Annotated in this window: 7 protein-coding genes and 1 riboswitch; of the genes, 4 read left to right on the top strand and 3 right to left on the bottom strand. The window is 42.0% G+C overall.

The genetic code is table 11. The features are described 5' to 3' along the window. Nucleotides 1-68 precede the first annotated feature (68 nt). The gene (locus AC3WTP_RS00215) at nt 69-1,628 is read right to left on the bottom strand and encodes an MFS transporter (protein WP_492392569.1); all 1,560 of its coding nucleotides are present in this window, start codon (nt 1,626-1,628) and stop codon (nt 69-71) included. A gap of 173 nt (nt 1,629-1,801) precedes the next feature. On the opposite strand from AC3WTP_RS00215, the gene AC3WTP_RS00210 reads away from it, so the two are divergent. Then, nucleotides 1,802-2,323 carry a PadR family transcriptional regulator gene (locus tag AC3WTP_RS00210; protein ID WP_492392568.1) on the top strand — a complete coding sequence of 174 codons (522 nt, stop codon included), beginning with the start codon at nt 1,802-1,804 and terminating at the stop codon, nt 2,321-2,323. A gap of 78 nt (nt 2,324-2,401) precedes the next feature. Here AC3WTP_RS00210 and AC3WTP_RS00205 read toward each other — a convergent pair whose 3' ends face one another. Next, nucleotides 2,402-4,273, bottom strand: coding sequence for a leucine-rich repeat domain-containing protein (locus tag AC3WTP_RS00205; RefSeq protein ID WP_492392567.1), 1,872 nt, complete (start codon nt 4,271-4,273; stop codon nt 2,402-2,404). 212 nt (nt 4,274-4,485) lie between these two features. Next, nucleotides 4,486-4,583: riboswitch (cyclic di-GMP riboswitch) on the top strand. Between the two features lie 92 nt (nt 4,584-4,675). On the opposite strand from AC3WTP_RS00205, the gene AC3WTP_RS00200 reads away from it, so the two are divergent. After that, the gene (locus AC3WTP_RS00200) at nt 4,676-9,907 is read left to right on the top strand and encodes an OmpL47-type beta-barrel domain-containing protein (RefSeq protein ID WP_492392566.1); all 5,232 of its coding nucleotides are present in this window, start codon (nt 4,676-4,678) and stop codon (nt 9,905-9,907) included. 112 nt (nt 9,908-10,019) lie between these two features. Here AC3WTP_RS00200 and AC3WTP_RS00195 read toward each other — a convergent pair whose 3' ends face one another. After that, nucleotides 10,020-10,481 carry a UTRA domain-containing protein gene (locus AC3WTP_RS00195; RefSeq protein WP_492392942.1) on the bottom strand — a complete coding sequence of 154 codons (462 nt, stop codon included), beginning with the start codon at nt 10,479-10,481 and terminating at the stop codon, nt 10,020-10,022. A gap of 102 nt (nt 10,482-10,583) precedes the next feature. Between AC3WTP_RS00195 and AC3WTP_RS00190 the strand changes: the two genes are divergently transcribed. Beyond that, nucleotides 10,584-11,300, top strand: coding sequence for a GntR family transcriptional regulator (locus AC3WTP_RS00190; RefSeq protein ID WP_492392565.1), 717 nt, complete (start codon nt 10,584-10,586; stop codon nt 11,298-11,300). A 165-nt stretch (nt 11,301-11,465) separates the two neighbouring features. Continuing rightward, nucleotides 11,466-13,877 carry a glycoside hydrolase family 38 N-terminal domain-containing protein gene (locus AC3WTP_RS00185; protein WP_492392564.1) on the top strand — a complete coding sequence of 804 codons (2,412 nt, stop codon included), beginning with the start codon at nt 11,466-11,468 and terminating at the stop codon, nt 13,875-13,877. Nucleotides 13,878-13,937 lie beyond the last annotated feature (60 nt).

Below are 13,937 nucleotides of genomic sequence, written 5' to 3'. Positions count from 1 at the left end.
TTTTAGAAATATGATCAGGACTGTTCCTTTAGCACCTGTCACTTATGGTACGGTTCTCCACGCTTTAGTCACGCGGCCTGCTGGTTCTTTTCTTTTTTCCGAACCACGCCAATGATTGCAGCAAGCACTATACAGAAGGCACAAATAATCGTCGATGTAATAAATAATCCGCTGTAACCATTCCCCACAACCTGATGAAGAGAATCCATCAATACCTGCTTGATCGTTGGATCTTGGATTTGCTCGAAGCTAGCCTGCAGGGAGTTGAAATCCATTTGGCTCGGCATTTGCATCATCATATCAGAGCCTGTGAGTGGGATATTCGCTGCATTCATATTGCTTTGGATGACATCCCCCATATTCATAAATGAACGAGCGATAAACCCTGCAAGGAATGTTGGTGCGAGAGTCATGCCAATCTGACGAGCAAGTGAAGTGGTCGAAAGTGCAACCCCTTTGTTCTCTCCTGCTTTCTCAGTCGCTAATACATTTACTGGTGCGCCGATCATTGAACCAAAGCCTACACCGACAAAAATGCTGGCAAACACCATTTCCCATTTCGTTGTTACCCACAGTGGGAACAGCAGGAATCCAAACGCAGCTATGGAGCTTGCAACTAACAATGTAAAGACAGAGCCCTTTTTATCAACCAGCCGTCCACCGAATGCCGCCCCAATCCCTGAAGCGAGAGCAAGCGGTGTAAACCAGTAACCCGCTTCCGTGCTGCTTACGCCAAGATACTGCTCAACAAAACCTGGAACGAATATAATCGATGCGATAATCGCGCCTGAAAACATTGCAAATACGAGCGTCCAGCGGAAAGTATTGTCTTTAAACAGATACGTTGGCAGAATGGGGTCGATCGATGATTTTTCTACGTTTTTCTCAACAAAATAGAGGATGATAAGCAGCACAACTCCTGCACCGAAAAATCCTAGGAAAGATGCTGAGGTTAGGCTATCCACAAAGTTCACGCCATCCAAATTCGTAAATCCATACATCATGGATAACATCGCTAAGCTAAGCAACGTTACGCCGACCCAGTCCATACGTGATTTCGTAAGAGTCTGTGTTTCGTGTATATATTTCACACCAAATACAAGCAGTAATATGGCAACTGGAACATTAATTAAGAACAACCAGTGCCAGCTTCCGGTAATATCCAAGATAAAGGCACCAATGTTTGGTCCAAGAACGGCTGCAACTCCGTTCATACCACCTAGCATCCCCAGCATTTGTCCTTGCTTTTCTCTTGGAAAATTATTGAGAACGAAGGAGCTAGCGATAATGAAGATACCGCCACCGCCCATGGATTGAAAGAATCTTGCGATCAAAAACCATGTAAAGTTCGGACTCAAAGCAACTAATAATGAGCCTAAACCAAATATTATGACTTCTAGGATAAATATTTTTTTACGTCCATATCGATCGGAGAGTTTCCCGATAATTGGAACACTTATGGCTAAACCTAATGTGTATACCGTGATCGACCAAGCACCCCAAGTCGGGGATACGTTAAATGCTTTGGATAGTGTCGTCAACGCCGCGGTAATGATCCCGTTATCCAGTGCTGCCATAAACACCCCGACAGCGAAAACGATCAAGCTTACTTTTAATTCACGCTTCATACTCACACCCCATTTTAGAACCGAAGATTGAGAATCCTTAGATTCTTGTGTATACTAACAGCATATAGTCATACGTGACTATTTATTCGTGATCATATTTTAGCAATTCATTTTTATATAGTCAAGCGTGACTAATTACATATGATTAAAACAATTTTAAGAAGGTGACAACTATGGATGAACGTATACTCTTAATTCTTGGATTATTAAAATCCAATAGTCAGCATGGATATCAGATTAATGATTTTATTGAGCGCAACTTGGGACGAGTATCCGACATGAAAAAAGCAACAGCCTATTCTTTGTTGAAAAAACTGCATGAGAAAGGCTTTGTCGATGTAACGATTGAGCAAGAGGGGAACCGTCCATCTAAGCAAGTGTATTCTATTACCCCATCAGGTGAAGAAAAATTCTATAAATTGTTGCGGCAGTCCCTTGTTGTTGTGGACGATTATGTTCCACGGGGTGATATTGCATTATGCTTTATCGATCAGCTTCCAACAGAGGAGGTCATCAAGTATTTACAATCCAAATTAATAGCGATTGATAAGCTGCTCGCCACTTATGAAAATATACCAATGCGTGCCGAGCACACCAAAGGTGTAAATCTATCGATCCAACACCGAATTGCATTGTTCCGCTGTGATCGGACATGGCTTACAGAGACAATTGAAAAACTTTCCGCAGAGGTTTAAGACAATAGAAAAAAGCAGTAGCCGGCTCCCTTAAGGATTGGCTGCTGCTTCTTCTTCAAGCGACTTATACTCGTTACCTCAATAAATCGAAATTTCCTTGTCAAGAACAGACTTGTTTTGCACTTGATTCCCTAAAATAAATAGCTTCTTTAAATTGGGCAGATTCACTAAAGGCTCTACATTTGAAATAGCGTTATTCTCCAAATGAAGCACCTCGATCTGTTGCCAATTTTTCATGAAATTTAAGTCTTGAAGTGAGCCGTCTTGCATCGTAAATGAACGTAAGGCTGTCACATCAGCAAAGTAAGGCATCACCTTATCCACTTCATGCAACCAGTCACCATTACCTATTCGAAAAGATACATCATTAAAAGTTAAATGTTCCAGCGTGTTATTCGCAAACGGATCCTGACTATTTATTTGGAACTTACATTGATTACAATTTAACGTTTTTACATGCTGCAAATTGAACAATTCACTCATTTCATCGTAAAAAGAAGTCTCATTTAAACTTAATGTTTGCAGACTTGGCAGACGATTTAAGGAATTAATACCTATAAAGTCTCCATACTCCATCGCTGAAAGTTGTTCTAGCTGCGGGTATTTCACTAAATCTGCCCCATCCAAATTATTTTCCGACCCGCGTATGTAAACAGTTAAAGATTTTAAAGCAGGCGCCTCTAACTTTGGTATGAAAGTACCTATTAATTCAGCTTTCTTTAAATTTGGTGCTACGATCGATGATACAGTGCCGTTATAACCTGTTATAGACAATTCGGTCAGTGAATTCAAACTATTCACAACCTCAATAGATTCCACTTTATAGAGAGAAGATAACCGCAGATTCGTCAATGATGACTTATTTTTAAGGCGTTCTAAATTCGCAATGTCAACATTCTCAAGATCAAGCGACTGCAAGTTAGGCATGTTTTGTATGAAATCCAGCGTTTTTAAATTTCTTACTGACGTAAGCTTCAACTCTTGTAATTGACTCAGTGAATAGAACGCGCTGAAATCCGTCGCTTCACTATTATCTATTGCCAATGACTCCAAACCAGTTAATGAAGACAACCACTTCAAATCATTGATAGTTCTTAAAGACAATGATTTTAACGGCAGTTGATTCAGCAGATGGAAGTCGGTAACCGATTCATCTACATAACTAATTTCAAGCGATTGTAGATTCGGAAACTCTAATAATAAAGCCATTTCCGCATTACTTCGAATTTGTGTGGAGAGTTCAACTATTTTAGCTTTATCACCAAAATAATGTGCAATCTCTCTAAATGATTCGTTAAATCCGCCTGTATAGCTTTTTAACCCTTGTAAATGTTGAAAACTCACTTTCTGACCTTGTGAAACTTGGTATTCACCCATTAGATTTATCACCGTTAGTCCGCTAAATGCCTCAAAGTCTTTTTGTTCGATTCTTTGTGTATTCAATATCTTATCCGTAATCACATAGTCGGAAATTTCAGCATGCTCATTCGTAAATGGATCGTCAAAGCTGTAAGCAAGGTGCCACTGATCGTCATCATAGCGAGTAGACAAATAACGGATGCTTGCGATTTCTTCTCCTGTAGGCATCACTGCGCCTTTATTAAAAATATCTTTTAAAAAGAACAGGAGAACTTCGCTTTCAGGCATTGTTCGAATAGGTACTTTTACATCGCTGCTGTATTCTGATTGATTGCTAGTAAAGAAATATCCAACCATTAAACAAACAAGTGCGAGCGGCACAATGAATAGCATCTTTAAATTCGTATTTGGGCGTGTTGTTGTTTTAACAGGTGATGTCCCATAATAATTGTTGATCGTTTGGTCAACAAAATAGACGTTATTCTCCTTCAACAATAATTCCGTTTTACAATATGGACATTTGAATGTTTGCCCTTCCTTGTATTCAACGTTCCCATTACAATTTGGACAATTTAATTTAAGTATTTCCACTGGCCACCCCTCCTGATATCCTTATCTATTAAGACAAAACTATATATTGATCTAAAGTATCTAATTATCTTTAAGATCATATCATGATTGGATAATTTTGGGTGGTTTAATAATATGACTTAACCTATGACAAAAGACCGGATCTTGGTAGTTTGTACCTATTCACACCGTCAGTTCTAGGTCGTATGATAGATTCGTAGTTACAATTAACCAAGTGAAAAAGGCAAATCATAGGAAACTATGAGACGCAAAGCCAAGGGCCTGTACCACAACGTTTTTTACATGATGTGGATGGCAGCCGGTTGCCACAAGGCATCATAGTATTATTTTCTATGAACCTTGTATGTAAGGTTCTTTTTCGCATGCCTTTTTCCCTAAATCCATTATGAAAGGTAGAACAAGATGATGAGAAAAAGATTTAGGAGTAGCTTGCCTTTACTCGTGTCGATGCTACTTGTGTTGCAATTGTTCTTTCCAATTGCAAATGTGTTTGCACAAAATGCTGCCTTGGCTGGCAGCAGTATTTTGCCACCGAGTAACCTCGACTACCAACCTGTAACACCAAGTGACGTAAAACTCACATGGAATTCTGTTTACCAAGCGACTGGGTACAATATCTATGAAATAGGTGATGGTCAACTCAACCTGCTAGGTACAACAAAATCGAACTATTATAACATTAACGCCCTTTCGGAAGGTTCTTACACTTATGTCGTTTCAACGCTAAGTGCTGAAGGTGAATCAGGGCCATGTGCACCGATTACGGTTAATATCGTTTATCCGATAATGGCGGCACCAGCTACCTTAACTTATACCTTCCAGAATGGAAACGATCTTGTACTGAACTGGGGATCGTCACAGTATGCTGAAACCTACAGTCTCTATCAAATTGGTGCAGATGGAGAAAAGACACTAGTCTCTTCGCTCAAGGACCGTACATACAAAATTACAAACGCACCTGCTGGAACATACACCTATGCGGTGTCCGCTGTAAACTCCAAATACGGTGAATCACCTCTGTCCAATCCATTAGAGGTAACGGTGGGGCTGCCAGTTATGGCTGCGCCAGGAAATCTCGCGTACACAGTAACAAACGGTGGAACAGACATCAATCTGAAATGGAGCTCCGCCACCTATGCAAACAGCTACAAAGTCTATCAAATTATCGACGACCAAAAAGTTCTAAAAGATACGGTGACTGGTACAAGCGTTACTTTCAGCAACATGTCTACCGGTACCTATGTTTATGAGGTTCACTCCTATAGTGACCGCTTCGGTGAATCAGAACAAGGAAGCCAGATCTCCGTCACTTTAGGTGACGTAATCATGGCTCCACCAAGCAACCTGACTTATGTAGTGAAAAACGGAAACGATATTACTTTGAGCTGGGGCGCGGTTGCAAATGCAAATAGTTATAAGGTTTACCAAATTGTTGATGGTCAAAAAGTATTAAAAAGTACCATCACAGGTACAACTGTAACGTACACCAACCAACCGGTAGGGGTTTATCTGTTTGAGGTTCATTCTTACAGCAATAGTTACGGTGAATCCCCGGACGGAAGCCAGGTTACTGTCAACTTGGACGATGTGGCTATGGCTGCTCCGGATAACTTCACTTATAAAATCAACAATGGCAACGACATCGTTTTAACCTGGGGAACTGTAGCCAACGTTAACAACTATAAGGTTTATCAAATCATTGACGGTCAAAAAGTGTTAAAAAGTACGGTAACTAGTCCAACCGTGACATTTAGCAACATGCCGGCAGGAGATTACAACTACGAAGTGCATTCTTATTCCACCCGCTTTGGCGAGTCACCGGAAGGAAGCAAGCTCACGTTTACACTGGCTCACCCTGCCATTCAACCGCCGCAGAATTTGGTTCAGAAGACCCAAAGTGCGACCAGTTTCTCTTTAAGCTGGGATGCCGCGTCGTATGCAAATAGCTACAAGGTTTATCAAATCATCGATGGACAAAAGGTATTAAAAAGTACAGTGACCGGTACAAGCGTGGCATACACCAATATGACGCCGGGTGAATACACCTACGAAGTTTATACCTATTCCACTCGTTTTGGGGAGTCGGCGGAGGGAAGCACACTTACTTTCACACTCACCGGACAAATTATGCAAGCACCGACAAACTTGACGTATACCATTACAAACGGAAACGATATTACATTGAAATGGACGGCAAGCAGTTATGCAACAAGCTACAAAGTATATCAGGTGATTGACGGACAACATGTCCTGAAAAGCACAGTAACTGGTACATCCGTTTCCTACACGAACATGCCTGCGGGAGATTATGACTTTGTTATTAAATCTTTCTCAACGGTTTTGGGTGAATCGCCTGAGGGGGCGGAAGTCAATTTTTCATTGGTTCATCCGACGATGACAGGTCCGGGCAATCTTGCCTTTACCATCAAAAACGGAAATAATGTTGTGTTGACTTGGACAACAGTACCTTACGCCAACAGTTACAAGGTTTATGAGCTGGTAGACGGTCAAGAAGTACTGAAAGCAACTGTAACTTCCCTCACTGCAACGATCGTAAATGTACCAGCGGGCGACCATATTTATGTGGTGCATTCGGTAAGTACGCGCTTTGGTGAATCGGCAGAAGGAAGTAAAATCTCAATAAATCTGGATCAACTGATGATGGCAGCACCGGGAAATCTTACACAAAGTATTTCCAACGGCAATAACATCACACTGAAATGGAACTCCGTCACGTACGCAACTGCCTATAAAATCTACCAGATCATTGACGGGGAAAAGGTATTGAAAAGCACCGTAACGACTACGTCTGTTACGTATCCTAATATGCCGGCTGGTGAGTACACCTTTGAGGTCCATTCTTTTAGCGACCGCTTCGGTGAGTCTATTGAGGGGAGTCAAATTTCACTTACTCTGGTTGCTCCGATCATGCAAGCACCAAGCAACTTTAAGCAAAGCATTGCAAACGGAAACGACATTATTCTTAGTTGGGGAGCAGCAACCTACGCAACAAACTATAAGGTCTACCAAATCATCAACGGGGAAAAGGTGTTGAAAAGCACCGTAACGGGCACATCTATTTCGTATCCTAATATGCCCGCAGGTGATTACACCTTTGAGGTGCACTCTTTCAGCGATCGTTTTGGTGAATCTGACGAGGGAAGCCAAGTTTCATTGACTCTGGTGTTCCCAATCATGCAAGCACCAGCTAACTTTAAGCAAAGTATTGCAAACGGAAACGACATTAGACTTAGTTGGACAGCAGCAACCTACGCAACAAACTATAAGGTTTACCAAATCATCGACGGAGAAAAAGTATTAAAAAATACTGTAACAGGCACGTCTGTTTCATTCAGTAACATGCCGGCGGGCGATTATAGCTATGAGATTCACTCGTACAGCACTCGATTCGGAGAGTCGCCAGAAGGCAGTACGGTGGATATCACACTTGTTTGGCCTGTTGTACAACCTCCGACGCTGACAGCATCAATCTTCAACGCGAACAATCTGACATTTACCTGGCCAACAGTAACCTGGGCGAACGAATACCGTCTTTATGAGATTGTTGATGGTAACCGCCAGCTAATCTATAAAGGAACAGCATTAACCTACAAGGTGTACAACCTAAGTGAAGATACTCACCAATATGAAATTACGGCGTACAGTACTCGCTTCGGTGAATCTGCTCCTTCAGAACGAGTGGTTGAAGAGATTATTTATCCTGTGATGCAGCCGCCTGTGGCAAGCTTGAAACTTACAAGTGACACAAGCGCTAGGATTTCATGGAACTTTGTTACTTACGCTAATGGCTACAATGTCTATGAAATCATTGATGGAAAACCAGTTCTTCTAACCGAGAACCTGAATAACCTGTCTTACACAGTTTCAAATCTGTCGTATGCGGACCATGAGTATTATGTTACTTCATACAGTAACTCCTTTGGCGAGTCAGATCCGTCCAATATCGTGATTGCGAAGCTGATCGTAGACACGACGCCACCGGTAACGAAGGCGAATGTACCAGAAGATTGGACGAATCAAAGCCCGGTTGAAGTGATGTTGTCTGCAACAGATGATATTACGGGCGTTGCGAAGACCTACTATGCTGTGAATGACGGGGCTTTCGTTGAGGGCAATACATTGTCTGTCAGCGAAGAGGGAGTAACCAAAATTTCTTTTTACTCTGTCGACAAAGTAGGAAATACCGAAACTGCTAAAGTCGTCTATGTAAAAATCGATAAAACGGCACCAGTGACCACAGCAACAACAGATTTGCAATCAGCTGCCATCAATCTCACTGCCACAGATGAACAAAGCGGAATATTTAAAACATTGTATTCCGTAAATGGTGCAGATTACGTGGAAGGAACAACAGTAACTCTTGAAAAAGAAGGGGCAAACAAGGTTTCCTTCTACTCGATTGATAAAGCAGGTAACAAGGAACCAGAACAAACTGTTGAAGCTACACTTGACCGGACTCCACCAGTCACTACGGCAGATGCACCCGCGACTTGGTCTAAGGACGATGTGACTGTAAGGTTGACCGCTACAGATGCGCTAAGCGGCGTTGCGAAAACCTTCTACTCCGTCGACGGTTCGGCATACGCGGAAGGAACATCCTTCACTATCAGTGAAGAAGGCATTCATAAGATCGCCTTCTACTCAGTGGATGCGGCCGGAAATATTGAAGCGGCAAGCACTGCTGATGTGAAAATCGATAAGACCGCTCCGGTCATTACCATGAATTTGAATGAACAATACGACATCGGGGATAAGGTACAGCTGACTTACGAAGTAAAAAATAGTTTGTCGGGTATCGTTTCTGAGAAAATGACCGTTGTCGGTCCGAATGAAACTACCGGAACCGTGCTGACAAATGGCGCCGTGATCCAGCTGGACAAGCCGGGCGTTTATAACGTCACCGTTACCGTTACCAATGCTGCAGGCACAAGTGCTACGATACAAAAACAATTCACGGTAGCTACCATTTTCGATTATGTGCTTTTTGCTGGGGACCCGACTAAAACTTTCACTTTAAGCGGTTCAAACAGTAATTTTAGCGGGAAAGTGCATGTCAATGGGAATGCCGCAATTTCCGGAAGCAAGCATAAGTTCGATGTATTCGAATATGGAAATTCGTTGAGGGTATCCGGCTCCGGCACCACGATTGCTTCCGAAGTAAAGTCTGCTTATACGGATATGATTCAAATAAGCGTGGATGAGTACAAGAATAAAGCAACGACAATTTATAAGGGTAATAAGCACTTCTCCGGAAGCAATATCAAGATCGATGGAATCGTGTTCGTAGACGGAGACGTCACCATCTCCGGAAGCCAGATTAGCGGTGCAGGGACAATCTTTGCTACCGGAAGCATTAAAATAACCGGGTCGGGATTAAAATATCAGACCAACAATGACCTGGTTGCCTTCTACTCGCTAAAAGACATCGAAATGTCAGGAAGCAACCACGAATATAATGGATTATTTTACGCTCCAAACGGATCAATTAAGATAAGCGGAAGTAAAACGACTGTCCATGGTTCGCTGATTGCCAAAGAAATCCGCATTTCCGGTTCAAACTTCAATGCGGTCTATGATCCAAGATATAAAACCATATTTGGCTCGGCACAATAACATATTCACGGTCATCAAACGAAAAGTCACTCTGGACGACCTTCATTCCCAGTTTTTTTTGGGAGTGAGGGTCGTCTTTTCATTTCGCATTCGATCAAAACAAAATAACCAGTTAGAGTAATGTCAGCTCAGAGGATTCATAGTTCAAATTGCATTCTTGTGTATTAACATAGGAATATTGCACACAGAGCATACCGCTTCTATCCTGAATACTCTGCTGTATAAGCAGAAGTGGTTTATACAGCCCACATTGCATCATGGAATGAATCACTTGATCAGCTGTGATAATAGAAAGTGATGTATTTACAACTTTAAACCGACATTTCAATATTTCTTTAAGATATCTATTTAAAAGGCAGTTCTCTGGAGCCAGGTTATCGGTAATAGCCAGTCGCTTAGCAAAATAGGTCTCGGTATAAACGGGGGTTACCTGTTTATCTTCAGTATGAAAACAGCGTTTTACTTTCCATAAATCTGAACCAACCGATACATCAAATTCACGAGCCAAGGCTTCATCCGCTCTGCTGATTAGCGGGCGCTGCCACTCAACAACCAATGGTTCCTTCGTTTTCATCTGATACAAAAATATCTATCCCCTAACTTTATTGCCGTTTCATTTTTTTGATGATATTCTATCACATGTAATGACATATAGCCATTTAGAGGAGCATACACCATGCCTTTGTACGACCAAATTATCCAGGACATCATGTATAAAATAAATAGCCATGAATTAAAGGAAGGCGATATGCTTCCTACTGAAATAGAACTTAGTGCACAATTCAAAGTAAGTCGTCCTACAGTACGCACAGCCATGCTCAAGTTGGTTAACGAAGGGTACCTGACACGAGTGAAGGGTCGGGGTACATTTGTAACCAAGCCCAAACTCGTACAAGAATCTTCACAATTTATTGAAAGCTACAATGAAGAAATGTCGGGTAAGGGACTCGCTCCACGAACCATCGTGTTGGATTTTAAAGTGATAACTAAAAATGATTTAGTTTGTTCCAAATTAAATATCTCTCCTGGTGATAAAATCATTCTGTTACGACGCCTACGTTATGTGCAACCTTCGAGTGAAGAAAAACCCGTTGTGCTGACTACCGTATATATTCCTTATGATCTTGTACCTGATCTGATGAATTATGACTTTGAATCGTTTTCGTTATACGAGGTACTAGGCAAACATGGGATCACGGTCACTCAAGTCATTCGTGAATTGGAAATCAAGATGCTGCATGGAAAAACGGCACGCCTACTCGAGGCAAAAGAAAATTCTGCTGCTCACTTTATCTCTTCTACCGGGTATGATACGAATGGGCGAGTAGTTGAATACTCAGAAAGTTTCTATCCCGCTGATCGCAATAAGTTTATTATAAAAGTTTCAAACTAGCATAAGTACCCTGATCATAGAGCAATCTTTAAGGTTCAATAACCTGAGATTGCTCTTGTTTTTATGCAGATAATTCCATAGTAAATGGCAATTTACAACGCTTTAGAAGGTTGTTACAATACATATGTTATTACATTTAAATAAAATTACGCCTGGGGTGACATTATGTCAGAATATACATTTACGATCTATTTGATCCATCACAGTCATACTGACATTGGATATACGGATTATCAGGAAAAAATTGAAATGCATCATGTTCATTTTATTAAAGAAGCTATTGATATTCTAAACGCAGCACATCAAGGAAAAGAAGAATGGCTTGGATTCAAATGGAATTGTGAGAGCTTCTGGTGTGTAGAGAAGTTTTTGGAGTACGCTTCACAAGAAGAGATCCATGATCTTATCAAATATATTCAATCTGGCGAAATTGGACTCTCTGGCAATTACTTAAATCTTACGGATCTGGTGGATGAAAGAGTCCTTCGTGATACATTTGCCCGTAGTGTAGAGACGATGCGAAGCTATAATCTTTCTATGAAATCCGGCATGACTGCTGATATTAACGGCTATAGCTGGGGGTACGCGGATGCGCTTGCAGACCATGGAATCGAGAACTTGATGTCCTGCATCCATTCCCATCACGGCTACCATCCTTTATTTAAGAAACAAACACCTTTCTACTGGCAGTCACCAAAAGGAAATAAAGTGCTCGTGTGGAACGGTGAACATTATCTGGTTGGAAATGAACTTGGTATCACGCAAGTAGGTGAATACGAATATTCCATACGCGACAATTTCACTTCTGCCCCTCTAGATAAGTTCACTAAGGCTGAACAGCGGATTGAAGCTTATGTGCGAGTGCTGCAAGAAGAAGGACATCCTTATCCTTTTGTTCCGCTTAGCATCTCGGGTAGAATGACGGATAATGCACCGCCTAACACCAAAATTATTGAGTTTATTAAAAAATACAACCGCCTTCATGGGGATCAGATCCGACTGGAAATGGTGACATTAGATGAATTCTTTACGATTCTAAAAAACAACAACACGGAGATCCCTACCTACTCCGGCGACTGGACGGACTGGTGGGCTGATGGTGTAGGCTCTACCCCTAATGTCGTACAGCATTATCGTGAAGCTAGCCGCAAGCTTGATATGGCTCATAAGCTTGATCCTGATTTCCAGTTCTGCAGCAAAGAATTGCTGGATAAAGCGAGCTACAATCTCATGTTCTATGCTGAACATACTTGGGGGTATTCGTCCTCTGTCTCCGAGCCATGGCATCCGGGCGTAAGCAAATTAGATCTGCGAAAAAGTTTATATGCACAGAAAGCCAATGAGTATGCTTCGCGTGCTTGCGATCAGATTAGCTTTGCGAATGGGGAAACGCCATTTACCTTTAAGAACGAGCTTTCTATCATTGCGATGAACCCGCACGATATTCGCGTGACGGATATGATTCAAGTCGAACAAGAAGTGCTTTATAATGAACACTTTGAAGTTGTGGATGATACTACAGGGCAGACTGTGCCGTATCAGATTGGGTCTTATTCGCGTGGCAAGACGCTGAATATCTTGGCGACTTTGGAGCCTCACGAGAAGAAACAGTATTCCATTCGGATCACAGAAGCGCCACCACTGCATTCCTCAGGTCATTATGCACCTATAGGGATTGATGGAGTAAATGATCTCTCTCCGTCATTTAAGCGTCAACTTCATGAGGGCAGTGTGGTGACACCTTATTACCTGGAAAATTCATTTTTCCGTATGCAATACTCTCAAGGTGAGGGAATAATCTCGGTCTTGGATAAACGACGGAATCAGGAGTTGATACGAAGCGATGCTCCTTACCGAGCGTTTACCCCTATATATGAGGTAACCGATGTTACAACCACACAGTGCGATGAACGTCAACGGATGGGACGCAACCGCAAAGCAACTTCCACTCGTCGTTATGAGGGCAAGTTGCGAGGCGTAGATGTGCTAGAGGATGGTAGTGTTTATTCCAGAATTGAATTGCATTATGATCTGGAAGGAACCTCATTCTGCTCGCTCCTGATTACAGCGTTCAAGGATATTCCAAGAATCGATGTAGACTTCCGCTGCCATAAGGACAGTGTGTGGAATCCTGAGAATCTGTATCTGGCTCTTCCATTCACGACAGGACAAACCGATGAGGAGTTGTGGATTGACAAGACCGGAGCCGTGCTACGTCCGCGTATAGACCAACTACCTGGAAGCTGTACGGATTTCTATGCAGTGCAGAATGGCCTATGCCTCTGTTCCTCTAAAGGTTCCATTGCAGTCGCTACACCAGATACGCCGCTCCTCATGATGGGTGACATCAAGGCGCATGAGATCAAGCTTGCGGGTGAACCGGGAGTTCACAATCTGGACCATGTATATGCATGGATGATGAATAACTTCTGGGAGACCAATTTCAAAGTGGATCTTGGAGGCTTCCATCAATATCGTTATACACTGATGCTAAGTGATAGCACGCATGCTGCAGATGTACTGAAGCAGGCTAAGGTAGTGAATACTTCTGTGCTTGGATTCCAGTCCTATCAATAGCTCTACAGGTTACAAATAGTGGATCTCATTTTTACTTGAATTTCGTATGAACCAAAAAAG

The sequence above is a fragment of the Paenibacillus sp. EB106-04-04-XG159 genome (assembly GCF_058791835.1).
The sequence above is the reverse complement of the archived record's forward strand: the minus strand, read 5'-3'. Positions and strand labels throughout refer to the sequence as shown.